The sequence below is a fragment of the Kitasatospora sp. NPDC058048 genome, assembly GCF_042885555.1.
Classification (GTDB): Bacteria; Actinomycetota; Actinomycetes; order Streptomycetales; family Streptomycetaceae; genus Kitasatospora; species Kitasatospora lactacystinica.
Genome location: NZ_JBHVRT010000005.1, coordinates 253976 through 277510, shown reverse-complemented (window position 1 = coordinate 277510; position 23535 = coordinate 253976). Strand labels below are relative to the sequence as shown.

The window sequence follows — 23535 nt, the reverse complement described above, 5'->3', positions numbered from 1 at the left end:
GACCGCCCGGCTCCGGGCACGCCTCGGCGCGCCCGGCGTGTCCCGGCGGGTGGGCGCTCCGCTCCGCTCACTCCGGCAGCGACTCCACCCGGGCGGCCGCCTCCCGGGCCCTGGCCCCGGCCCTGGTCCGGGCCGCGGTGACCTGCCGGCCGGGGAAGCGGTGCAGGAACTCGGCCTCCAGCTCCCCGGTGCGCAGCGTGTGCCGCTTCAGCGCCTCCTCCGAGCCGTACAGGAAGGTCTCGTGGCGCGTGCGGTGGAGCTGTTCCAGCTCGTGCAGGAGCGTGTCGTTGCCCAGGGCGTGCGGGGAGATGCCCGCGGGCCGGATGTGCGGGTCGTCGGCGTGCCGCATCTCGGTGCCTCCTCGGCGGAAGTCCCCTCCTCCAGGGTGCCCGGGGACCGTCGCGGCTGCACCCGGCCGGTGGGCGCGGCTCGTAGGATGAATCCTTCCGCGTTCCTCAGAAACCATCCCGCCGACGCTCGGACAGATCGCACATGCCGCTTCCCAAGGCCGAACTCCACCTGCACATCGAAGGCACCCTGGAGCCCGAACTCGCCTTCGAACTCGCCGCCCGCAACGGCGTAGAGCTGCCGTACGCCGACACCGAGGCGCTGCGCGAGGCGTACTCCTTCAGCGACCTCCAGTCCTTCCTGGACCTCTACTACGCGCTGATGGCCGTGCTGCGCACCGAGGACGACTTCACCGACCTGGCCGACGCCTACCTGGCCCGGGCCGCCGAGCAGGGCGTCCGCCACGCGGAGATCTTCTTCGACCCGCAGGCGCACACCGCGCGCGGGGTCCCGCTGGGCGCGGTGGTGGACGGACTGACCCGGGCGCTGGAGCGCGGCGAGGAGCGGTACGGCATCAGCGCCCAGCTGATCATGTGCTTCCTGCGGGACGAGTCGGCCGAGTCCGCGCTGGAGACCTTCGAGGCCGCCCGCCCGTACTTCGACCGGATCACCGGCATCGGCCTGGACTCCGCCGAGGTCGGCCACCCGCCGGTGAAGTTCCGCGAGGTGTACCGCCGGGCCGCCGAGGCCGGGCTGCGGAGGGTCGCCCACGCGGGCGAGGAGGGCCCGGCCGCGTACATCACCGAGGCGCTGGACGTCCTCGGCGTCGAGCGGATCGACCACGGGCTGCGCTGCCTGGAGGACGGCGAGCTGGTCGCCCGCCTGGTGCGCGAGCAGATCCCGCTGACCCTCTGCCCGCTCTCCAACGTCCGGCTGCGCTGCATCGACACCCTCGCCGACCACCCGCTGGACGAGATGCTGGAGGCCGGGCTGCTGGTCACCGTCAACTCCGACGACCCGGCGTACTTCGGCGGCTACGTGGAGGACAACTTCCGCGCCGTGCGCGAGGCCCTCGCCCTCGACCAGGAGGCCCTGCGCCGGCTGGCGGCGAACTCCTTCCGCGCCTCCTTCATCAGCGAGCGTCGCCGGGCCGAGCTGCTCGCCGAGGTCGAGGCGTACGTCTTCTGACCCGCCCGTCCGTCGCGCCGGCCCGTCACCCGTCCAGGGGCGACGGGCCGACGCGCTCGTAGCGCAGCAGCGTCACGCCGTTGGTGAAGCGGTGGGTCTCGGCCAGGGCGAGCGGGGTGGGGTGGTCGGTCGGGCGGAAGAAGAGCGTGCCGCGGCCGAGCACGACGGGGTGGACGTAGAGCCGGAACTCGTCGATCAGGTCGAGGGCGAGGAAGGACTCGGCCAGGTTCGCCCCGCTGAGGCAGAGGTCGCCGCCGGGGCCGGCGGTGAGGGCGGCGACCGACTCCAAGGTGACCTCGTGGACGACGGTGGTGTTCCAGTCGGCGTGGTCGAGGGTGCGGGAGAAGACGGTCTTCGGCATCGCGCGCCAGATGCCCGCGAACTCGGCCGTCGGACCGTCGGCGGCCGGGTCCTGGTCGGCGGTGGGCCAGACGGAGGCCATCAGCTCGTGCGTCACCCGGCCGGAGACGAAACCACCCATTCGGGCGAGCTCGCGATTGAAGTGGGTGTGCACCTCGTCGTCGACGAGATTCCAGCCGAGGTCGTGGTCCGGGCCCTCGAAGTAGCCGTCCACGGACAGGGAGACGAAGAGGACGATCCTGCGGCGCATCGGCGGCCTCACCGGGAGACGGTCCGCCGCCCCTGCCGCGGGGGAAGGGGCGGCGGACGGGATCAGATCAGGGTGCTCCAGTAGTACCAGAACCGGTTGAGGATCAGCAGCGCGATCACCGCGTACCAGAGGGCCGGGACGACCCAGTGATAGCGGGCCGCCTCCCGGACGGCCGTCCGCAGCCGCGGGCCCACCGGGATCACGCCCGAGCGCAGGTTGTGCAGCGTGGTGTACCAGAACAGCGGGATCACCGCGGCCCACACCACCATGCAGTACGGGCAGAGCGCACCGATCCGGTACAGCGCCTGGTACATCAGCCAGGTCACGAAGCCGACCCCGAACACCGTCCCGGCCTGCAGGCCGAGCCAGAACCAGCGCCGGAACGCCGCCCCCGAGAGCAGCCCGGCACCGACCGCGACGACCACCCCGAAGGCGACCAGCCCGATCAGCGAGTTGGGGAAGCCGAAGGCCTCCGCCTGCGCGCTGCGCATGATCGAACCGCAGCTGATGATCGGGTTGATGTTGCAGTTGGGGACGTAGGACGGGTCCTCCAGCAGCCGGATCTTGTCCAGGGTGAGGACCGCCGAGGCGAACAGGCCGACGGCGCCGCCGATCAGCAGCAGCCAGGCGAACGGGCGGCTCGCGCCGTACGTGGGCCGCACGGCGGGCGCGCCGGCCGTCATCCGGTCACCTGCTTGACCATCGCGGTGAACTGCTCGGGGGAGACGGCCTTGCCGTTGGAGAGGACGTCCAGCTTCCTGCCGTCCAGCTTGACGGTCGGCGTGCCGGTGACGTCGCTCTTGTTGAACTCCTCGTTGACCTTGGCCGCCCACGGCGCGTAGGTGCCGTCCTGGACGGCCTTCACGAAACCGTCGGTCTTCAGGCCGGGCACCTGGCCGGCCAGGTCCAGGATGTGGTTGACGTCGCCGAAGGCGTCGCTGCGCTCGTCCGGCTGGTTGGCGTACAGCACGTCGTGGAAGGCCTTGAACTTGTCCACGCCCTCGTTCAGCGCGGCGCCGGCCGCGGCCAGCGCGGTGCGCGAGCCCTTGCCGCCGAGGTTGTTGTCCAGGAACGTCGCCAGGTGGTACTGGACCTTGTACGTGCCGTCGTCCGCGAGCTGCTGGATCGCCGTGCCGGTGGTGGTCTCCAGCTGCTCGCAGAACGGGCAGCGGAAGTCCTCGTAGACGTCCAGGGTGTGCGGGGCGTCGGCCTTGCCGTAGGTGACCACGGTGCCGTCGGTGCCGCTCGCGTTGGCCGGCACGACCAGCGGGCCGCTCGCGGCGCTCGAACCGGAGCCGGAGGAGCCGCCGACGGCGAAGGCCACGCCCGCCGCGAGGGCGAGGACGGCGACCGAGGCGCCGCCGACCACCACCCGGCGGCGCATGCGGTCGGAGCGCTCGGCCTGGGCGCGGGCGACGCGCATGCGGTCGGTGGCGGAGGCCTTCTTGGCGGTCTTGCGGGTGTTGCTCATGGGGTGTCGTCCTGTGCTCTCGGGCGTACGGGGCGGCGCGGCCCGTCGAGGCCTGCGCGGGGAGAGAACAGCCGACCGAGCGGGCGGGGAGACCCGCGGCTCAGACGGCCAGGGCGAACACCGGCGGACCGCGCCGGACGGCCGGGCGGACGACGACGTCCTCGGCGGGGACCAGCGCGCGGCTGGCCCGGGGGAACGGCACCCGCGCCGGCGGACGGGCCGGCAGCGGGGCGGCCAGCAGCCGCAGCCAGCGGGCGGCGGCCGGCAGATGGCGGTGCAGGAACTCGCCCACCATCCGGACGGCGCCGGCCAGGCAGCACAGCGCGGCGTCCGCACGGCGCAGCCAGTAGGCGCCGGCCAGCGCGATCACCGTGTGCAGCAGCAGGAGCAGCAGCACACCGGCCTGCGCGGAGACGCCGTGACCGAGCAGGAAACCGCCGAGCGAACCGCCACCGCACAGCAGCGGCCGGAGGCCGTGCCCGGCGCCGGGCGGCAGCGAGGGACACGTGCTCTGCGCGAGGTCGAACAGCGCGCCGGCGCCCAGCTCCAGGGGCAGGAACACCGCCGCGATCGCCGGGAAGCCGCGCTCGCGGCCGGCCAGCGAGAAGGCCACCGCGAAGACGGCGGCCGAGGCCAGCAGCATCGGGCCGACCGGCAGCGTGCGGCCGGTGACCAGCACCTGGCCGAGCCCGGCGAGCAGCACGACCAGCGCGGCGAAGACCGCCGCGCGGAGCGTCCTGGTGACCGGCCCGATGTCCATGGCACCCGAGTCTGCCACAGGTTGAAACCGAAACGGTCTGCCGGGCGGTGCGCTGTGAAGAGCCTCACCGCCCGCGCTGAGCTGGGCTTATCCGATGCTTACGGGTCGGCCCCGGCGGCGTTCACCCGCGCCTCGACCAGCTCCCGGAAATGGTCCAGATCCTCGCGCACCGCCCGCTCGATCGCCCCGGCCTGGGCGAAACCGCGCGGCCCGCCGAACTCGCGCCGCACCGCCTCCGGGTCGTACTCCACCCGGATCTGCAAGCGGGTGTGCCGGGCATCGAGCGGCAGCAGCGCGAAGGCGCCGCGCAGCGGGAGCGGATCCAGCGTCCGCCAGGCCATCACCCGGCCCCGGCCGCGGTCGGTGATCTCGGCATCGACCGAGTGCCGCTCGCCGTCGACCTCCACCCCGAGGTGCGCGAGGTTCCGGCCGTGCGGCTGGGCGCTGCTGACGCCGTCGACGAACCGGGGGTACTCGTGCACCCGGTGCAGTTGCTCCCAGGCGGCGAGGACGGGGGCGGCGATGTCGATCTGTTCCTCAAGGGTGCTCATGGTGCGCGGCACCTCCCTGGGTCCAGCGTGCGCCTCGGGGTGGGGGTGGGCAACGGGGGGTGGGTGGTGTTGTTGGGGGCTTTCGGGAGGGTGGGGGGCCGGGGGCGGCTCCGGGGGTGGGTGCTCCGGGGGCTGGATGATTTTCAGACTGCCGACCCTGTGGGTGGGGTGTGGAGACCGTTGGCAGTCTGAAAATCACCCGTCACGCCCCTCTCCGCACCCACCCCCTGCGCCGCCCCCTTCCGCAGCGCGTCCCTCTCGCGGGGGTGGGAGGGGCCCGATCGCGGTGGGGGTGGGGGTGGGGAGAGGGGCGTTCTCGGGGGTGTTGCTCTCGGTGGGGTGGGGTGGGGGGAGGGAGGTGCGGGCGGGCGGGGGGTGGTGGGGTGGGGGAGACTGGGCGCATGCCGGAGCTGCCCGAGGTCGAGGCGTTGAGTGTGTTCCTGTCCGAGCGGTTGATCGGGCGGGTGATCGCTCGGGTGCAGCCGGTGGCGATCAGTGCGCTGAAGACGTACGAACCGCCGGTGGCGGCGTTGGAGGGGCGGACGGTCGGGGCGGTGGGCAGGCGCGGGAAGTTCCTGGATGTCGAGGCCGAGGGGCTGCACCTGGTGGTTCACCTGGCCCGGGCCGGTTGGCTGCGGTGGAAGGAGGGCCTGCCCGTCGAGCCGCCGCGGCCGGGGCCGCGCAACCCGTTGGCGTTGCGGGTGCGGCTGGCGGGTGAGGCCGGGGACGGGTTCGACCTCACCGAGGCGGGGTCGAAGAAGGGGCTGGCGGTGTACGTGGTGCGGGATCCGGCCGAGGTGCCGGGGGTGGCCCGGCTCGGGCCGGACCCGCTGGACCCGGCGTTCACCCTGGCGGAGTTCGCGGCGCTGCTGCACGGCGAGCGGCGGCGGCTCAAGGGCGTGCTGCGGGACCAGGGTGTGCTGGCGGGGGTGGGCAACGCCTACTCGGACGAGGTGCTGCACGCGGCCCGGATGTCGCCGTACAAGCTCGCCGGGAGCCTGACGGAGGACGAGGTGGCCCGGCTGTACGAGGCGCTGGGCGGCACGCTGCGCGAGGCGGTGGAGCGTTCGCGCGGGCTGGCGGCGGGGGAGCTGAAGGCGGAGAAGAAGCTCGGGCTGCGGGTGCACGGCCGGACCGGTCAGCCCTGCCCGGTCTGCGGGGACACGATTCGTGAGGTGTCCTTCGCGGACTCCTCGTTCCAGTACTGCCCGACCTGTCAGACCGGGGGCAGGCCGCTGGCGGACCGGCGGCTGTCGCGGCTGCTGAAGTGACGGCCGCGGTGGGTGGGACGGTTCGCGGCCGTCCCACCCGGCGTTCGTCGGTCAGCGCTTGATGGCGACGCCGCCCCAGTAGTACGCGGCCTTCGGGTCGGCCGGGGGCTCGCCGTCCGGGCGCCAGGCCAGCACCGGGGCGACGCCCGGCTCGACCAGGTCCCAGCCGTCGAAGAAGCGGACCACGTCGTCGTAGCCGCGCGGCACCAGGGTCATCCCGCCGGCCCGGGCGGCTTCGGCGACCTTGCCGACGGCCTCCGGGTCGAAGTCCGGGGTCGGGGTGGTCAGGGCGATGCAGCTGCCGGCCGGAAGGGCGTCGCGCAGCGCGGCGACCCGGCCCCACGGGTCGTCCTCGTCGGCGATCAGCATCAGGACGGCGATCATCAGCAGGCCGACCGGCTGGGTGAGGTCGAGGGTGGCGGTCAGCGCCGGGTCGGCGAACAGCTCCTCGGGCTTGCGCAGGTCGGCGTGGATGTAGGTGGTGCGGCTGGCCGGGCTGGAGACCATCAGCGCGCGGGCGTGGGCGAGCACGATCGGGTCGTTGTCGACGTAGACCACCCGGGTCCCGGGGCTGACCGCCTCGGCGATCTCGTGGGTGTTCGGCGAGGTCGGGATGCCGGTGCCGAGGTCGAGGAACTGGCGGATGCCGTGCTCCCGGGCCAGGTAGCGCACGGCCCGGCCCTGGAACGCCCGGTTGGCCTTGGCCATCGCCTTGACGCTGGGAACGGCCTGCTCGATGGCCTGCCCCATGGCGCGGTCCGGCGGGAAGTTGGTCTTCCCGCCCAGCCAGTAGTCGTACACGCGCGCAGAGTGCGGGGCGGTGGTGTCGACGCCGAAACGTTCCCACTGGCTGAGCTCGGGGGAGTCGTCGTCCTGCGGGCCCGGGCGGGGGGAGTCCTGACTTGTCGTCATGGCCACGTCCTCTGATGGCAGATCATCACACTGGGGAAGGCACAGCGTAGCGGTCCGGACAGGAGGTGGAGCGTCCGGTCGGGGAAGATCCGTGGAAGATCTTCGGAAGCGGGGTGGACGGCCGGTGGCCCTGGGCCGTCGGAGTGGTGATCGGGGCCGTCGGAGTTGCCCCCGGGAGGGGCGGTGACGGCCGGGGCATGCATCCACAATGCTGTCAGATCGTCAGATTACTTCGCGCAGATTGCTACTGGTTGCGGCGGGAATGTCCCTCCTGGGCACGGCTGCCGGATGTCGGAGCTACGTGGGCGGCGGGGAGGGCGGAGCCGCGGACGGGGCGGGCGCCGCCGCCGCCCGGTCCGCCCCGGCGGGGACCGAGGGGGCGCCGGGAGGGCCGGGTGCCGCGCCGGCCACGGCAGCCGCGCCGTCGGTGGTCCCGGGGGGCACGCCGTCCGCGGCGTCCTCGTCGGTGCCGCCGTCCGCCGCGCCGAGTACGGTGCCCGTGAGCCGCGTGCTCACCGAGGCGGAGGCCAAGCCGGTGTACGAACTGGACCCGGAGCGGCGGGTGGTGGCGCTCACCATCGACGACGGCCCGGACCCCCGCCACACGCCGACCGTGCTGACACTGTTGGAGCAGTACGGGATCAGGGCGACGTTCTTCCTGATCGGCGAGAACGTGGTCGAGCACCCCGCCCTGGTCCGGGAGATCGCGGACCGCGGCCACCACATCGCCAACCACACCTGGACCCACCCGGACCTGCGGCACCTGTCCGAGGCCAAGGTGCGGGACGAGCTGGAGCGCACCTCCGACCTGCTGCACCGCACCACCGGCCGGCAGCCCACCTGGTTCCGCGCGCCGGGCGGGGACTGGTCCGCGGCCTCGCTCAAGGTGGCCGCCGACCTCGGGATGCGGAACATGGCCTGGTCGGTGGACCCGAGGGACTGGGCCCGTCCCGGCACCTCGGCGATCATCGACCGGATCCTCAAGAACGTCCGGCCCGGGTCGATCGTGCTCAACCACGACGGCGGCGGGGACCGCTCTCAGACGGTGGCGGCGCTGAAGGCGTACCTGCCGGTGCTCGTCGACTCGGGGTACTACTTCACCGCTCCGCCGAACTGACGGGGTTTCCGGTGACCCTCCACAGGGTGACGGGTAGCGGTTTTAACCCTTAAACCACTCGAATAGGTGGATTAGAAGAACCGTTTTTGCGGATTTTGGGCCTCTAGGGTGATCTCGCACCGATGAATCCGGGTACCGCCGGGTACCACCTGAAAGGCCCTCGCCCATGCGTCTCCGCAACGCCGTGCTCGCCGCCGCCAGCGCCGTCGCCCTCGTCCTCGCCGTTCCCTTCTCCGCCAACGCCGCGGAGGGCGATTTCCTCTACAAGGTCGGCCCCGGGGTCATCACCGGCCTCGCCGACCCGCGGAGCGGCGAGTGCATCGACCTGCCGTGGACGACCGAGGACGCTCCGGGCTTCGCGCCGGAGAACCTCACCCGCTCCACGGCCACGGTCTACCTGGACTTCGGCTGCGAGGGTGACGTGTTCTACGTCATGAACCCCGGCAAGAAGCTCGGCGACCGGCTGAAGCTGCGCTCCGTCGTCTTCTCCTGAGCGGACCGTTACCGCCGATCCGAACGGTCCGGCGCCGCGTCGGGAGCCGCCGGACCATCCGCCGAACGGCCCCACGGCCCGTGCTGTGGGGCCGTTCGGGTGAGCGGCGTAGCGTGACTGACGAGGGGGTGCCGGCCCGGTCGCGGAGGAGGAAGTCATGTCCGTACGGGAACCGGACGCGGTGAGACAGGAGGCCTTCGGCGGGCGCGTGCTGCAGGTCCTCAACGACGCCTGCCTGGGCCTGATGGTCAGCATCGGCCACCAGACCGGGCTGTTCGACCTGATGGCCGGACTCGCCCCCTCGACCGGCGAGGAGATCGCCCGGGCCGCCGGACTGAACGAGCGCTACGTGCGCGAGTGGCTCGGCTGCATGGTCGTCGCCGGCTTCGTGGAGTACGACCCGCAGGAGCGCGCCTATGTGCTGCCGCCCGAGCACGCGGCGTCACTGACCAGGGCGGCCGGGCCGGACAACCTGGCCGGGATGATGCCCTTCCTCGCGATGATGGGCGAGGTCGAACAGGAGCTGCTCGGGCACTTCCGCACCGGCGGCGGCATGCCGTACTCGGCGTACCCGCGCTTCCAGCGGCTCCAGGCCGAGGAGAGCGCCCGGGTGTACGACCTGGCGCTGGTGGACGCGATCGTGCCGCTGGCGGACGGGCTGACCGAGCGGCTGCGCGCCGGGATCGACGTGGTGGACATCGGCACCGGGCAGGGGCACGCCGTCACGGTGCTCGCCCGGGCCTTCCCGGAGAGCCGGTTCACCGGCATCGACATCTCCGCCGAGGGGATCGCCGCCGCCCGCGCGGCGGCGGCCGAACTGGGCCTGCGCAACGCCCGGTTCGAGGTCGCCGACTCGGCCGGGCTGACCGGGGAGTACGACCTGGTCACCGCCTTCGACGTGATCCACGACCTGGCCCGCCCGACCCGCACGCTGGCCGCCGTCGCGGGCGCGCTGCGGCCCGACGGCGTCTTCCTGATGGGCGACATCGCCGCCAGCAGTGAGCTGGCGGAGAACATCGACCACCCGCTGGCGCCCGCGCTCTACACCTTCTCGACCTTCTACTGCATGACCGTCTCGCTCGGCGAGGGCGGGGAGGGCCTCGGGACGGTCTGGGGCGAGCAGACGGCGCGGCGGATGCTGGCGGTGGCCGGGTTCCGCTCGGTCGAGGCGAAGCGGGTCGAGGGGGACGTGCTGAACCTGTACTACGTGGCGCGGCTCGGCGGCGCGGCGCAGGGCTGACGGCGCACGGGCGGGCTTCCCGGGCGGGGGTGCCCGGGAAGATCTCCCGGCCGGGGTGGCCGGGGCCGGACGGGCGGCGTAGGTTCGAACTGTCCGGCCCGGTCGCCGGCGCCTCGCCGTGCCCGTACGCCCCGCCGTCCTCGTGCGGCCCACCGTGCCCCGTCGGGCGCAGCGACCTGGGCAGAGCGAAGGAGGCCTGGGATGACCGGCAACGGCTACGCGCACCCCGAGGCGTTGGTCCGCACCGAATGGCTGGCCCACCACCTGGACGACGGGACGATCCGGGTCGTCGAGGTGGACGAGGACACCGAGGCCTACGACCGGGACCACATCCCCGGCGCGGTCGGCTGGAACTGGACCACCGACCTGCACAGCCAGGTCGGCCGGGACTACGTCGACCGCGACGGCGTCCAGCACCTGCTGCGGGCGGCCGGGGTCGAGGACGACACCACCGTGGTGCTCTACGGCGGCAACAACAACTGGTTCGCCGCCTACGCCTACTGGCTGCTGCGGCTGCGCGGCTACGGGCCGGTGCGGCTGCTGGACGGCGGGCGCAAGAAGTGGGAGCTGGAGGGGCGGGAGCTCACCCCCGAGGTGATGGACTACCAGCACACCGGTTACCGGATCGGCGGGCCCGAACGGCCGGAGCTGCGGGCGCTGCGGGACGAGGTCCTGGCCAAGGCGGAGGTGTTCGCCAAGCCCGGGGCGGACGCGGTGCTGGTGGACGTCCGCTCGCCGGCCGAGTTCCGGGGCGAGCTGATCGCACCCCCGCACCTTCCGCAGGAGCAGGCGCAGGTGCCCGGGCACATCCCGGGCGCGGTCAACGTCCCCTGGTCGCAGGCGGCCAACGACGACGGGTCGTTCCGCTCGGCGGAGGAGCTGCGGGAGCTGTACGCGGGGAAGGGCGTGGAAGCGGAGCGCGAGGTGATCGCGTACTGCCGGATCGGCGAGCGCTCCGCGCACACCTGGTTCGCGCTCACCGAACTGCTCGGGTACCCGCACGTGAAGAACTACGACGGCTCGTGGACGGAGTACGGCTCGCTGGTGCGGGCGCCGGTGACGCTCGGATCGTGAGTGGCGGGTGGGGCGGGAGTGATGGGTGGGGTGCGGGTGACGGGTGGGGCCCGCGGGACGGTGTGACGGCTTCGCGGCAGCGCTGCGAAGCCGTCATGTCGGCGGGTTTCTTTTCATGAACATCTCACAATTTGGGAGTGGACGGGGCGCACCCGGGACAAGGATCGATCCAACCCCATCGTTCCGGTGATCCCTGGAGGACCACGTGCGCAAGAGGCTGATCGTCTCTGCTGCCAGTGCCCTGAGCCTGTTCCTGGCCGTTCCCGCTTCCGCTTCTGACTTCCAACCCGGCGCGGCCGGGGTCGGCGACCCGTACTACCCGACCTACGGCAACGGCGGCTACCGCGTCTCCCACTACGACATCCGGCTGAAGTACCAGCCCGCCACCGACGAACTGGAGGGCACCACGACCATCCTCGCCACGGCGACCCAGGACCTCTCCCGGTTCAACCTCGACTTCGCGCTGAACGTCTCCGAGGTCCGGGTCAACGGAAGGCCCGCGGCCTTCGCCACCAGTGGTGAGCAGGAGCTGGAGATCACCCCCGCCCGGCCGCTGGCCAAGGGTGCCCAGGCCACCGTGGTGGTGCGCTACAAGGGCGTGCCCTCCAGCGTGAAGCGGTACGGCTTCACCAGCTGGCACCGCACGCCGGACGGCGGGATCGCGGCGAACGAGCCCGAGGCGGCCTGGTGGTGGTTCCCGAGCAACGACCACCCGAGCGACAAGGCCACCTACGACGTCTCGGTCCTCGTGCCGGACGGCACCCAGGCGATCAGCAACGGCGTGCTGACCGGCACCACCTCCCAGGCGGGCTGGACCCGGTACAGCTGGCGCGAGAACAAGCCGCAGGCGACGTACCTGGCCACGCTGGCGATCGGCAAGTTCGACGTCACCCGGGACACCACGGCGAGCGGGCTGCCGGTCTACAACGCGTACAGCAAGGACCTCGGGGAGAACGCCGACGCGGCCCGGGCGAGCGTCGAGCGCACCGGCGAACTGGTGGACTGGCTGAGCGGCTACTTCGGCGAGTACCCGTTCAGCTCCGTCGGCGGCTACGTCCCCAATGTGCCGACCGGCTACGCCCTGGAGACCCAGACCCGGATCTTCTACAGCCCCCGGCAGTTCGCCAAGGGCTCCAACACCTCCGTGGTCGTGCACGAGCTGGCCCACCAGTGGTACGGCGACAGCGTCTCGCTCTCCCGCTGGAGCGACATCTGGCTGAACGAGGGCTTCGCCCGGTATTCGCAGTTCCTCTGGTCGGAGCACGAGAACGAGGGCACCGCGCAGGAACTGGCCGACTACGTCTACGCCTCGCACCCGGCCGACGACCCGTTCTGGAAGATCAAGCCGGGCGACCCGGGCCCGGACGACCAGTTCTCCGGTGCGGTCTACGAGCGCGGTGCGGTGGCCGTCCAGGCGCTGCGCAACGCCGTCGGGGACGAGAAGTTCTTCCGCATCCTGAAGGGCTGGCCCACCGAGCGCCGCTACGGCAACGCCACCATTCCGGAGTTCCAGGCCTACGCCGAGAAGGTCTCCGGGAAGAAGCTCGGCGACGTGCTGAACACCTGGCTGTTCACCCCGAGCAAGCCCGCCGTCGGACCGGTGCCGCCGGGCACCGCTGCCGCTGCCTCGGCCTCCCTGGCGCCGGGCGCGGACGCAGCTTCGGGCGCGGGACAGTCCCCGGCCGAGCCGAAGTCCTGGAAGAAGATCCAGGAGACCAACTCGGTGCACGAAGCCCATAACTGACGACATGTCGGACCGGCCGATGTGACGGCTCCGCGGCACCGCTGCGGAGCCGTCATTTCGGCGCGTTTCTTTTCATGAAGATCTCACGATCGGGGAGTGGGCGAGGGGTTGACGGGAGAAGGATCGATTCGACCCTGTCGTTCCGGTGATCCCTGGAGGACCATGTGCGCAAGAGGCTGATCGTCTCCGCCGCCAGTGCCCTGAGCCTGTTCCTGGCCGTTCCCGCTTCCGCCGCCGACTTCCAACCCGGCGCGGACGGGCTCGGGGACCCGTACTACCCGACCCTCGGCAACGGCGGGTACAGCGTGTCGCACTACGACATCCGGCTGAAGTACCAGCCCGCCACCGACGAGCTGGAGGGCACCACCACGATCCTGGCCACGGCGACCCAGGACCTCTCCCGGTTCAACCTCGACTTCGCGCTGAAGGTCTCCGAGGTCCGGGTCAACGGGCGGCCCGCGACCTTCGCCACCAGTGGCGATCAGGAGCTGGAGATCACCCCCGCCCGGCCGCTGGCCAAGGGTGCCCAGGCCACCGTGGTGGTGCGTTACAAGGATGTGCCGTCCACCGTGGAGAAGTACGGCGGCTACACCGCCTGGCGCCGTACCCCGGACGGTGCGGTGGTGGCCGGCGAGCCCGTGTCGGCCGGCTGGTGGTTCCCGAGCAATGACCACCCGAGCGACAAGGCGACCTTCGACGTCTCGGTGCTGGTGCCGGACGGCAACCAGGTGATCAGCAACGGCGTGCTGACCGGCACCAGCTCGCAGGCGGGCTGGACCCGGTACAGCTGGCGGGAGAACAAGCCGCAGGCGACCTATCTGGCCACGCTGGCGATCGGCAAGTTCGACGTCACCCGGGACACCACGGCGAGCGGGCTGCCGGTCTACAACGCGTACAGCAAGGACCTGGGTGACAACGCCGCCGCGGCGCGGGCGAGTATCGAGCGCACCGGCGAACTGGTGGACTGGCTGAGCGGCTACTTCGGCGAGTACCCGTTCAGCTCCGTCGGCGGCTACGTCGCCAACACCCCGTCCAGCGGCGCCCTGGAGACCCAGACCCGGGTCTCCTACGGCCCCGGGCTGTTCGCCAGGGGCACCAATACGTCGGTGGTCGTGCACGAGCTGGCCCACCAGTGGTACGGCGACAGCGTCTCGCTCTCCCGCTGGTCCGACATCTGGCTGAACGAGGGCTTCGCCGAGTATTCGCAGTTCCTCTGGTCCGAGCACGAGAACGAGGGCACCGCGCAGGAACTGGCCGACTACATCTACGCCTCACGCCCGGCCGACGACCCGTTCTGGACCGTCAAGCCGGGCGACCCGGGTGAGGAGAACCAGTTCTCCCTCGCGGTGTACTACCGCGGCGCGCTGGCCATCCAGGCGCTGCGCAACGCCGTCGGGGACGAGAAGTTCTTTCAGATCCTGAAGGGCTGGCCCACCGAGCGCCGCTACGGCAACGCCACCATCCCGGAGTTCCAGGCCTACGCCGAGAAGGTCTCCGGGAAGAAGCTCGGGGACCTGCTGAACACCTGGCTGTTCACCCCGGGCAAGCCCGCCGTCGGACCGGTGCCGCCGGGCGCCGCTGCCTCGGCCTCCCTGGCGCCGGGCGCGGACGCCGGCCGGGACGCGGGGCAGCCGCCGGCCGAGCCGAAGTCCTGGAAGAAGATCCAGGAGACCAGCTCGGTGCACGAGGGACGTCACTGACGGCAGGGCGGCACAGGAGGATCGGGCCGGCGGTTCCGCGCGCACGGCGGGGACCGTCGGCCCGGCCTATGCCGCTCCGGGGCCGTCGGCCGCCAGCAGTTCGGTGAGGCGGCGGACGGCGAAGGGTATGAGCTCGCGGACCGGGACCAGGCGGCAGGCCGCCTCGCCGACCAGCACCTCGCGGATGCCCGCCTGCTCCTCGAACTCCCGCCCCACGACCGGGAAGTGGGTGTCGTTGTCGTCCGCCACGTCCGGTGCCTCGATCCAGACCCGCTCGCCCTGGATCGCCATCGGGAAGCGGCGGAGCTTGAGCCGGCGGTTGGGCGCGAAGGTCTCCGCGTAGTGCAGGAAGGTGTTGCGGTTGTGGCCGACGCCGACCAGCAGCACGTACCCGCCGAGGTCGTGCAGCGCGCCGAAGGGCGACTCCCGGCCGACGGCGAAGCCGAGCGAGCGCCGGGCGGTGACCTCCCGGGCGTGTGCGCCCACGGCGGCGACCGAGACCTGCGGGTGGGTGCTGCGCAGGCTCTCCGGCAGGGTGCGCAGTGCCTCCGTCACCGCGCCCGTGGCGGAGGGCAGCCCGGAGTGGAACAGCGGTACAGCGGAACGGAGTTCGGCCACCTCGGGACCGGGGGCGCCGCTGTGCCCGGGGGCCGGGTCACGGACGGTGTCGGAGGTGAAGGTGGGCGCGGCGATGGTGCCGCCGGGCCCGACCGCCTCGCGCAGGCTGGCCACCACGGCCGCCGCGCCGCCCTCGACCCGGCCGAGGCTGGAGAGCGAGGAGTGCACGATCAGCGCCATGCCCTCGCGGACGCCCGCCCGGTGCCAGCCCTCCACGAGGTCGGCGGTGGTGAGCGGGCCGGTGCCCGGTGTGGTCATGGTGCCCCCTGCGGTGCTGTTCGTGCTGGGATCGTTCGGGGCCGACCATAGCGGGTGGCACTGACAGTCGGTCAGGACGGGGGTGCCGTCGGTCGGTCCGCGGGCCGGAGCCCGGGTCGGAGCCCGGTCCGGATCGCGGGTCGGTGTGCGATCCGGCTCACGGCCGGGCGGCCGGTCGCAGGCGCGGGTAGTCGGTGTAGCCGGTGGCCTCCTGGCCGTAGAGGTGGGTGGGGTCGACGGGGGCGAGCGGGGCGTTCGCGGCGAACCGTTCCGGCAGATCGGGGTTGGCGATGAAGGCGCGGCCGTAGGAGACCAGGTCGGCCAGGCCGGCGGCGAGCACCGCCTCGCCGCGCTCGCGGTCGGTGGCGGCGCGGTTCTCGCCGACGTTGCCGATCAGCGGGCCGGACCAGCGCGGTCGCAGGTCGGCCAGGGCCGGGTAGTCGTCGTTGTCGGTGAGGTGGAGGTAGGCCAGGCCGAGGGCGTCGAGTTCGCCGAGCAGCGCGCGGTAGACCGGCGCGGGGTCGGCCTCGTGCATGCCGAACTGCGGGTTGCCGGGGGACAGTCGCAGGCCGAGGCGGTCGGGGCCGACGGCCTCGGCGACGGCGGTGACCAGCTCGATCGGGAAGCGCAGCCGGTCGGCGAGGGTGCGCGGGCCGTACTCGTCGGTGCGCAGGTTGGTGTTGTCGGCCAGGAACTGGTGGATCAGGTAGGAGTTGGCGCCGTGGAGTTCGACGGCGTCGAAGCCGGCGTCGAGGGCCAGGCGGGCGGAGCCGACGTGGTCGGCGACGGTGCGGTGGATCTCCTCGCGGGTCATGGCACGCGGGGTGACGGCCTCGGCCTTGCCGCCGTCCTTGACGTGCACCGGGCCCGGGGCGGGGACGGCGGAGGGCCCCGCCGGGACGTCGCCGAGCAGCCGGTTGAGCGGGTGGCCCTGGCGTCCGCCGTGCATCAGCTGGGCGACGATCCGGCCGCCGGCGGCGTGCACGGCCCCGGTCACCGCGCGCCAGCCGGCCACGTGCGCGGGCGTCTCCAGGCCGGGCAGGCGCCAGCCGGACTGGCCCTGCCGGCTGGGCCAGATGCCCTCGGTGACGATCAGGCCGGCGCTCGCGCGCTGGGCGTAGTGCTCGGCGACGACGGGCAGGGGCGTACCGTCCTCGGCGGCCCGGTACCGCGTCATCGGGGCCATGACGACGCGGTTCGGCAGGTCGAGCCGGCCGAGGCGGTACGGGGTGAGCAGGGTGGCGGTGGCGGTGGCGGTCATGCCGGTACGGTAGAACCTGACATCAGTGTCAGGTTCAAGCGCGCTCGGCGGCCTCGGTGAGGATCAACTCCTCGATGCCGTAGAGGAACCGCTCCATCGCGGCGCGCGGGAGCAGGGACGGGTCCGCCGTCATGGCCAGGCTCAGAGCCTCGGCGGACCGCAGGGCGTCCAGGGCGTAGGTCAGGCCGGGGCGCGGTTCGAACTCCACCGGCCAGGTGAGCGTGGTCCGGTCCTCGCCGGGGTCGGCCGCCACCGGGAGGAGCTCCCGGGTGTCGTTGAACACGCAGGAGCGGTCCGCGAGTCGGACGCCCTCGGCGGCCAGTCGCGCGACCTCGGCGTCCAGGGCCGACCTGTCGTAGTACGCGTGCCGGTAGGTGCCGATCGCCGCGGCGTGGGTCCGGCGCACCACCTCGCCGAACTCGGCCGTGGCGTCCGGAAGATGGAACAGGCCGTCGCCCGCGACCACGCTCACCGCGTCGGCCAGTTCGGGCAGGAAGCGGTTGTTGACCACGACGTTCAGCACGGCCTCGGTCGAGCCGGCGAGCCGGGCGGTCATCGCCGCCGTCGCGGCGAGCAGCACCGAGCCCGTGCTGACCCGGTGCCCGGCCGCCACCCGCTCGACGGCCCGGGGCAGGGCGGGGGAGCGGAGCACCGCGTTCGGGAACCGGGCGGGCTGCTCGGCGGCCGGCGGGAAGAGCCGGGCCGGGCCCAGCCGGAGCTTGCGCACGAACTGCTTGCGGGCCGCCGCGTCGCGCCGCAGGCCCCGTTCGGAGGTCTGGAACTCGGCCTCCTCCAGCGGCTGTCGGGTGGATCGGCGCAGCTCGGCCAGCTCCTCGGGCGAGCCGCCGAGGCAGAGCGCGGCCAGGTCGGCGACCAGCCGGCTCATTCCGGAGCCGTCCACCGCGGTGTGCGAGAGCACCAGGCTGACGTGTCGGACCAGCCCGTCCGCCGTCACCGCGCCGATCCGCAGCGGCCACTGGACGGCGGTGTCGAAGGCCTGGGCCGCCAGTTCCTCGTGCAGTCGGGCGCCCGGCCCGGCCGGGTCCTCGCCTTCCCCGGCGCTCAGCAGGTGGACGGTCAGGGTGCCTTCGCCGTCCACGGTCTGGCGGAGGTCGCCGGTCTCGTCCGGGAGCAGGCGGGTGTGCAGCGAGTCGTGCAGGTGCAGCAGCTGTTCCAGTGCGGTCAGCAGGACCGGCAGCGGCAGCCCCGGTTCCAGCGGCGCCGCGGTGGCGATGTTGTAGCGCGGCGCATCGGCCGGCGGCAGCTGTCGTACGGCGTCCCAGATGGCCCGTTGGCCCCAGGTGGCCGGGCCGGATCCGGTCCGGCCGGACGAGAAGGGGATCTCCAGCAGTTGACGAGTGGTCACCGATCGGCTCTCCGTGGTGCGGTGGTCGTTGAGTCGTGCCGGTGCGTTGGGAGCGCGGGTGCTGCTGGGGAGAGTGTGGCGCACCGCCCGCCGCGCGTCGAGGGCTGCGCCGGTGGTGCCGGTCGAGCGCGCGGGTCCGTCGGGGCGGGTCGGGTGGCGCCTGCCCGCCCGTCGCCACCGGCGGCCCGGGGGTTCAAAGGTCTCTTGATGTGAAGTATCTTGATGTCGAGATTGATGTCGATCACGTGACGGGGGACCTCCATGCGGGGAAACGGACTGATGGCGCAGCTGCGGCGGCCGCCGGGCGGGCGGGACGCGCGGATCATGCTGCTGGCGCAGTGCGTCGACCGGACCGGCACGGGGGTGTGGGCGGCGGCCTCGGTGCTGTACTTCACCTATGCGTGCGGGATGGACGCGCGGCAGCTGGGGCTGCTGCTCGGGGTGGGGGCGGTGGCGGGGATCGCCGGGTCCCCGCTGGCCGGGCGGGCGGCCGAACGGTTCTCGGTGCGGTGGCTGCTGATCGGCTGCCACCTGCTGCGGCTGGGGGCGATGGGACTGCTCCTGGTGGTCGACGACTTCGGCGCGCTGCTGCCCGTGGTGGCCCTGATCTGCCTGGCCGAGCGGGCCGCCAAGACGCTGGAGATGCTGTTCGCGACCCGGGTGGCGGGCGAGCGGCGGGCCACCTACCAGGCGCTGTTCCGCAGTGTGGCCAACGCCGGGTACGCGCTCGGCGCGGGCGTCGCCGCGATCGGACTGGCGGTGGGGACCGCGGACGCCTATCGGGTGCTGATCGCGGCCAACGGGCTGTCCTACCTGCTGGCCGCCGCACTGGTCCGGCGCACCCGGGAGCCGTCCGGGCGCGGCCTGGTCGCGGCGAAGGCCGGCGACCGTCCCGGCGGCGAGCCCGCCGGGACGCCGTCCGCCGCGCCGAGCCCCTGGCGCGACCGCGGCTACCTGCGGTTCGTCCTGCTGGACATGCCGCTGAACCTGGACGACTCGATCCTCAACGTCGGGCTGCCGCTCTGGCTGGTCCACCGCACCGGCGCGCCGCACGCCGTCGTCCCGGTCTTCCTGGTGCTCAACACGGTGCTCGTGGTGCTGCTGCAACTGCGGGTCTCGGCCTGGGCGGAGGGCGCGCTCGGGGCGGCCGCCGCGCTGCGCTGGTACGGGGTGACGGTGCTGGGCGGCTGCCTGCTGATCGTGCTCGCCACCGGCGCCGGGCCGGTCGTGGCCTCGGTCGCGCTGCTGGGCGCGGCGGTCCTGATCACCCTGGCGGAGCTGCTGCGCTCGGTGAGCTCCTGGGAGCTGGCGGTGGTGCTGGCCCCGCCGGGCGCCCGGGCCTCGTACCTGGGGGTCGCCGGGATGTCCCAGTCGGTGCAGAAGTCGGTGGGGCCGCTGCTGCTGACCGGAGTGGTGATGGCGGCCGGACCGCTCGGCTGGCTCGGTCTCGGCGCGGCCACCGTCGGTCTCGGCGCGCTCCAGCGTCGGGCCGGCCTGCGGCGGCTGGCGACGCTGGGCGGGGCGGCCGACGGCACCGTGGTCGAGCCGGCGCGGCCCGCCCCGGCGTCGGCCACGGTGGGCTGAGCCGATCCGAGGCCCGCGCCGGCCCGTGGAGCGGGCGGCCCGGGCGCGGTCGGCGCGCCCTCGTTCGGGTGAGGTTGCCGGGTCGGCCCGGAGCGCACTGATACGTATACGGATCGCTTGTCGACTCGACGGAGGACCACATGGCCGCCAATGGCTGGACGGACGACCTGCTCGACCGGATGCGCAGCACCGGGGACCCGCTCGGGGACGCCGCCATCGCCGAGACCTACGCGCTGGGCCGGCAGGAGGAGGTGCGGCAGACGCTGCTCGGCTTCGGCCGGAACAGCGACGCCGTCCCCGCGGGGCTGCCGCCCGGGCTCCAGCGGTACTTCGAGGAGACCGCGGTCCTGCCCTCCTGGGCGGACCGGGAGCAGATGGAGCGCGGCCACCGGCTGCTCGGCCGCTACCAGCCGCTCATCGCCGCGATCCTGCTCTGCGGCTCGCTCCCGCTCTGCTACACCTGCGGCAACGGGGCCGAGGTGCTGGTCCGTTCGCAGCGCCTCACCTCCGGGGTGTACCGGCGGCTGGCGGAGACCTCGCAGTTCGTCGTCGACGTCCTCGACGACGACGGCCTGGGGCCGAGCGGCCACGGGCTCCGCTCGGCGCAGAAGGTCCGGCTGCTGCACGCCACCATGCGCTACCACGTGTCCCAGCTGGGCGACTGGGACGCCGCCGCGCTGGGGGTGCCGGTCAACCAGGAGGACCTGGCCGGCACCCTGTTGAGCTTCTCGGTACTGATCCCGCAGGGCCTGGGCGAGCTGGGCGTCGAGCTGCCGCCCGAGGACCGGGACGCCTACTTCCACATCTGGCGGGTGGTCGGCCACGTCCTGGGCGTCCACGAGCAGCTGAACCCGGCCAAGTTCGGCGACGGCGAGGCCCTGAAGGACACCGTCGTCCGCCGGCAGCAGCGGCCCTCGGAGGCCGGGACGGTGCTGACGAAGGGCGTGCTGGACTTCATCAAGGAGGTGCTGCCGGTCCCGCCGGGGGCGGGCCCCACACTGATCCGGCACCTGATCGGGGACAGGTCCGCCGATGTCGTCGAGGTGCCCCCGGCGGACAGCCTCACCCGGCTGGGGCTGAGCGCCGCCGCCCTGCCCTCCTTCGGGTACGGCAAGACCGGCGACACCCTGCCGCCGCTCGCCGAACTGGCGAGCCGGCTGGGGCTGCTGGTCTTCAAGGAGGGGCTGCTGCTGACCAACAAGGGCCGGCGCCGGGAGTGGCAGGTGCCCACCGGGCTGACCGACTCCTCGGCCTGACCCGTCCGCCGCCAGTCGCCTGCTGCTTGCCGCCCGCGGTCGGTCGCCCGCCCGGGTCCTCCGGGCGGTCGCCCGCCCGGGCGGCCGGGCTCCGCCGGAGCGCCGGACCCTGATGATCCACGGACCGCATCGTCCGACCGTAGAGGTGGTGCGGGCAAGGACCGTCCCCTAGCCGAGACGTACACGGATCAGCCGGGCGGCCGAGGAAGGTTCGTCCCGAGGGGGGATGACCGGCCGGGCACCACGGCGTCAGCGTGGGGCCCATGACGGGAACGAAAGACATGAGAGAGCGTCAGTTCAGCACGATCCGAAGGCGTTTCACCCCGGCGGCCGTGGCGGTCGGACTGACGTCCGCGCTGCTGGCGGCCCTGGTGCCCACCGCGGCCCGGGCCGCGGACGGCGACCCCGGGGCCGGCCGGGACCTCGACCGGGGCGGCTGGACCGCGAAGATCAGCCGGACCGAGTACGGCGTCCCGCACGTCGTCGCCCGCGACTTCGGTGGCCTCGGCTACGGCTACGGGTACGCCTTCGCCCAGGACAACCTGTGCCAGCTCGCCGACCAGGTGGTCACCGTGCGCGGCGAGCGCTCGCGCCACTTCGGCCCGGACGCCCGGTCCGTCGACCTGGTGACCAACCTGGTGAGCGACACCTACCAGCGGGGCGTGCTGGGCACCGGGACGGTGCGGCGGCTGCTGGCCGCCCCCGCCCCGCTCGGCCCGACCGACGAGGCGCGGCAGCTGGTGGACGGCTATGTCGCCGGGTACAACCGCTACCTGGGCGACACCGGAGCCGACCACCTCCCCGACCCGTCCTGCCGGGGGAAGGCCTGGGTCGGGCCGATCACCGCGGACGACCTGTGGAACATCCTCTACGAGGTCAACACCGAAGCGGGCAGCTCCGCCGCCAAGCAGCAGATCGCCACGGCCGTCCCGGGCGCCGGGACCGGACTCGCCCCCGGGGCGAGCACTGCGGGGGCGACCGCGGAGGGGGCGTCCGGAGCCGACGCGGTTCCGGCCCGGATCGCCGCTCCCGGCCGCTCCGCCGACAACCCCGAACTCGGCAGCAACGCCTGGGCGATCGGGCGCGACGCCAGCCGCAACGGCAACGGCCTGCTGCTGGCCAACCCCCACCTCCAGTGGGCCGGTTCGCAGCGCTTCTACCAGGCCCAGCTGACCATCCCCGGCGTCCTGGACGTCGCCGGCGCCGGACTGTACGGCATCCCGTTCCTCCAGATCGGCCACACCCGCGGCCTCGCCTGGAGCCACACCACCAGCTACGCGGACCACTACGCCCTCCACCGGCTCACGCTGGTGCCCGGCGACCCGACCGCGTACCTGGTGGACGGCAAGGTCGAACGGATGGCCCAGGAGGCCGTCAGGATCACCGTCCGGGCCGCCGACGGGACGCTCTCCACCGTCGACCGGACCGTCTACCGCTCCCGCCTCGGCTACGTCCTCTCCGAGGGCTGGACCGGGGAGTACGCCTACACCCTCGGCGACGCCAACGCCGAGAACCTCCGCTCCCTGAACCAGTGGCTGGCGATCGGCCGGGCCCAGAACCTCGACCAGCTGCGCCAGGCCCAGCGCACCTACCAGGGCCTCCCCTGGGTGTACACGACGGCCGTCGACTCCAGCGGCACCACCTGGTTCACCGACGCCTCCGCCGTCCCGCACCTCCCCGACGAGCAGCTCGGCCGCTGCCTGGCCGCGGTCACCGCGATCGGGCCGGTGCTGGACGGTTCGACCACCGCCTGCGATCCGGGCCGCGACCCGGACGCGCTCGTGCCCGGCGTCTTCGGCCCCGCCAACCACCCGGCACTGACCCGCACCGACTACGTCGCCAACGCCAACAACGGCCCGTACCTGACCAACGCGGACGCGCCGATCACCGGCCTGCCCACCGTCTACCGGGGCGCCTCCGAGCGGATGCTGCGCACCCAGCTCAGCCTGCGGATGATCGCCGACCGCAGGGCCGGCACCGACGGCCTCGGCGCCCCCGGCTTCACCCTCGGCTCGCTCCAGGCGACGATGTTCGGCAACCGGGTGCAGAGCGCCGAACTCGACCGCGACGACGCCGTGGCCCTGTGCCGCGCCCACCCGGAGATCGCCGCGTCCGACGGCACCCGGGTGGACGTGCGCCCGGCGTGCGGCGTGCTCGCGGCCTGGGACACGAGGGCCGACGCCGACAGCCGGGGCACCGTGCTCTGGCAGGCGTACCGGGACGCGCTGGCGAAGACCGGCACGACCGCCTGGCAGACGGTCCCGGCCGACCCGGCCCTGCCGCTGACCACCCCGCGCGGCATCGACGCCGCCAACCCCGTCGCCCAGCGCGCGCTGGCCGACGCGGTGAAGGACCTGGCGGGCCGCGGCCTGCCGGTGGACGCCCCGATCGGCCGCGTCCAGCGCTGGGCGGGTATCCCGCTGCACGGCTGCTCCCACCAGCTGGGCTGCTTCAACGTCGTCACGGCCGGGCCGGACTCGGGCGCCGGCGGCGGCACCTACCCGACGGACGTCCGCAGCGTCCCGCACGGCGCCACCTTCGTGATGGCGACCGAGCTGACCGACCGGGGCCCGCGCACCCGGACGCTGCTCACCTACGGCGAGTCGGCCGACCCGACGTCCTCCCGCTTCACCGACCAGACCCGCGCCTACGCCCGCAAGCAGTGGCTGACCGAGCGCTTCACCGAGGCCGAGATCCGCTCCGCCCCGGGCCTCACCGTCACCACCCTGCGACGCTGACCAGTTCCCGCCCGAGCTCGGGGCGGCCGTCGTCG

Annotated in this window: 22 protein-coding genes; 11 read left to right on the top strand and 11 right to left on the bottom strand. The window is 73.2% G+C overall.

The genetic code is table 11. The annotated features are described in order from the left end of the window. Nucleotides 1–67: 67 nt before the first annotated feature. A complete protein-coding gene (locus ACFVVA_RS07935; RefSeq protein WP_359909119.1) occupies nt 68–349 on the bottom strand; it encodes a DUF6158 family protein in 282 nt (93 codons plus the stop codon). A gap of 143 nt (nt 350–492) precedes the next feature. On the opposite strand from ACFVVA_RS07935, the gene ACFVVA_RS07930 reads away from it, so the two are divergent. Continuing rightward, nucleotides 493–1476: an adenosine deaminase gene (locus ACFVVA_RS07930; protein ID WP_387686822.1), complete on the top strand. Its 984-nt coding sequence runs from the start codon at nt 493–495 to the stop codon at nt 1474–1476. Nucleotides 1477–1501: 25 nt separating this feature from the next. Here ACFVVA_RS07930 and ACFVVA_RS07925 read toward each other — a convergent pair whose 3' ends face one another. From ACFVVA_RS07925 to ACFVVA_RS07905, 5 genes are all read right to left on the bottom strand, one after another. After that, nucleotides 1502–2086: a dihydrofolate reductase family protein gene (locus ACFVVA_RS07925; protein ID WP_387686820.1), complete on the bottom strand. Its 585-nt coding sequence runs from the start codon at nt 2084–2086 to the stop codon at nt 1502–1504. A gap of 62 nt (nt 2087–2148) precedes the next feature. Further along, entirely contained in the window at nt 2149–2769 is a 621-nt protein-coding gene (locus ACFVVA_RS07920; protein WP_380553744.1) for a vitamin K epoxide reductase family protein, read from the bottom strand. Continuing rightward, the gene (locus tag ACFVVA_RS07915) at nt 2766–3557 is read right to left on the bottom strand and encodes a DsbA family protein (RefSeq protein WP_387686817.1); all 792 of its coding nucleotides are present in this window, start codon (nt 3555–3557) and stop codon (nt 2766–2768) included. Before ACFVVA_RS07915 ends, ACFVVA_RS07920 begins: the two co-directional genes overlap by 4 nt. A gap of 100 nt (nt 3558–3657) precedes the next feature. Beyond that, a complete protein-coding gene (locus ACFVVA_RS07910) occupies nt 3658–4317 on the bottom strand; it encodes a hypothetical protein (protein WP_387686816.1) in 660 nt (219 codons plus the stop codon). Nucleotides 4318–4415: 98 nt separating this feature from the next. Further along, nucleotides 4416–4868: an SRPBCC family protein gene (locus tag ACFVVA_RS07905; RefSeq protein ID WP_387686814.1), complete on the bottom strand. Its 453-nt coding sequence runs from the start codon at nt 4866–4868 to the stop codon at nt 4416–4418. Between the two features lie 401 nt (nt 4869–5269). On the opposite strand from ACFVVA_RS07905, the gene ACFVVA_RS07900 reads away from it, so the two are divergent. Beyond that, nucleotides 5270–6139, top strand: a complete 870-nt coding sequence (locus ACFVVA_RS07900) for an Fpg/Nei family DNA glycosylase (protein WP_387686812.1) — start codon at nt 5270–5272, stop codon at nt 6137–6139. Nucleotides 6140–6190: 51 nt separating this feature from the next. Here ACFVVA_RS07900 and ACFVVA_RS07895 read toward each other — a convergent pair whose 3' ends face one another. Beyond that, nucleotides 6191–7051, bottom strand: coding sequence for an SAM-dependent methyltransferase (locus tag ACFVVA_RS07895; RefSeq protein WP_387686810.1), 861 nt, complete (start codon nt 7049–7051; stop codon nt 6191–6193). 297 nt (nt 7052–7348) lie between these two features. Further along, on the bottom strand, nt 7349–7567 hold the full coding sequence (locus tag ACFVVA_RS07890) for a hypothetical protein (protein WP_387686808.1): 219 nt from the start codon (nt 7565–7567) through the stop codon (nt 7349–7351). Between ACFVVA_RS07890 and ACFVVA_RS07885 the strand changes: the two genes are divergently transcribed. The 6 genes from ACFVVA_RS07885 to ACFVVA_RS07860 all read left to right on the top strand — a co-directional run bounded on the left by ACFVVA_RS07885 (nt 7560) and on the right by ACFVVA_RS07860 (nt 14419). Next, nucleotides 7560–8168, top strand: coding sequence for a polysaccharide deacetylase family protein (locus ACFVVA_RS07885; protein ID WP_387686806.1), 609 nt, complete (start codon nt 7560–7562; stop codon nt 8166–8168). The two genes, ACFVVA_RS07890 and ACFVVA_RS07885, sit on opposite strands and share 8 nt — an antisense overlap. 166 nt (nt 8169–8334) lie before the next feature. Beyond that, a complete protein-coding gene (locus ACFVVA_RS07880; protein ID WP_387686803.1) occupies nt 8335–8661 on the top strand; it encodes a hypothetical protein in 327 nt (108 codons plus the stop codon). Nucleotides 8662–8818: 157 nt separating this feature from the next. After that, nucleotides 8819–9901 (top strand): class I SAM-dependent methyltransferase, encoded by a 1083-nt coding sequence (locus ACFVVA_RS07875; protein ID WP_387686802.1) that lies wholly within the window; start codon nt 8819–8821, stop codon nt 9899–9901. Between the two features lie 201 nt (nt 9902–10102). Next, nucleotides 10103–10975, top strand: coding sequence for a sulfurtransferase (locus tag ACFVVA_RS07870; RefSeq protein ID WP_380544564.1), 873 nt, complete (start codon nt 10103–10105; stop codon nt 10973–10975). A 205-nt stretch (nt 10976–11180) separates the two neighbouring features. Next, nucleotides 11181–12719 (top strand): M1 family metallopeptidase, encoded by a 1539-nt coding sequence (locus ACFVVA_RS07865; RefSeq protein ID WP_387686799.1) that lies wholly within the window; start codon nt 11181–11183, stop codon nt 12717–12719. Between the two features lie 164 nt (nt 12720–12883). After that, on the top strand, nt 12884–14419 hold the full coding sequence (locus ACFVVA_RS07860) for a M1 family metallopeptidase (protein WP_387686797.1): 1536 nt from the start codon (nt 12884–12886) through the stop codon (nt 14417–14419). Nucleotides 14420–14485: 66 nt separating this feature from the next. Here ACFVVA_RS07860 and ACFVVA_RS07855 read toward each other — a convergent pair whose 3' ends face one another. From ACFVVA_RS07855 to ACFVVA_RS07845, 3 genes are all read right to left on the bottom strand, one after another. Then, complete coding sequence (locus tag ACFVVA_RS07855; protein ID WP_387686795.1) at nt 14486–15295, bottom strand: aminoglycoside N(3)-acetyltransferase; 810 nt, start codon at nt 15293–15295, stop codon at nt 14486–14488. 157 nt (nt 15296–15452) lie between these two features. Continuing rightward, entirely contained in the window at nt 15453–16556 is a 1104-nt protein-coding gene (locus ACFVVA_RS07850; RefSeq protein WP_387686793.1) for an alkene reductase, read from the bottom strand. A gap of 34 nt (nt 16557–16590) precedes the next feature. Beyond that, nucleotides 16591–17922, bottom strand: coding sequence for a condensation domain-containing protein (locus tag ACFVVA_RS07845; RefSeq protein ID WP_387686791.1), 1332 nt, complete (start codon nt 17920–17922; stop codon nt 16591–16593). 279 nt (nt 17923–18201) lie between these two features. On the opposite strand from ACFVVA_RS07845, the gene ACFVVA_RS07840 reads away from it, so the two are divergent. From ACFVVA_RS07840 to ACFVVA_RS07830, 3 genes are all read left to right on the top strand, one after another. Continuing rightward, nucleotides 18202–19506, top strand: a complete 1305-nt coding sequence (locus ACFVVA_RS07840; protein WP_387686788.1) for an MFS transporter — start codon at nt 18202–18204, stop codon at nt 19504–19506. A gap of 140 nt (nt 19507–19646) precedes the next feature. Next, complete coding sequence (locus ACFVVA_RS07835; RefSeq protein ID WP_387686786.1) at nt 19647–20762, top strand: oxygenase MpaB family protein; 1116 nt, start codon at nt 19647–19649, stop codon at nt 20760–20762. A 281-nt stretch (nt 20763–21043) separates the two neighbouring features. Beyond that, nucleotides 21044–23500: a penicillin acylase family protein gene (locus ACFVVA_RS07830; protein WP_387686784.1), complete on the top strand. Its 2457-nt coding sequence runs from the start codon at nt 21044–21046 to the stop codon at nt 23498–23500. Nucleotides 23501–23535 lie beyond the last annotated feature (35 nt).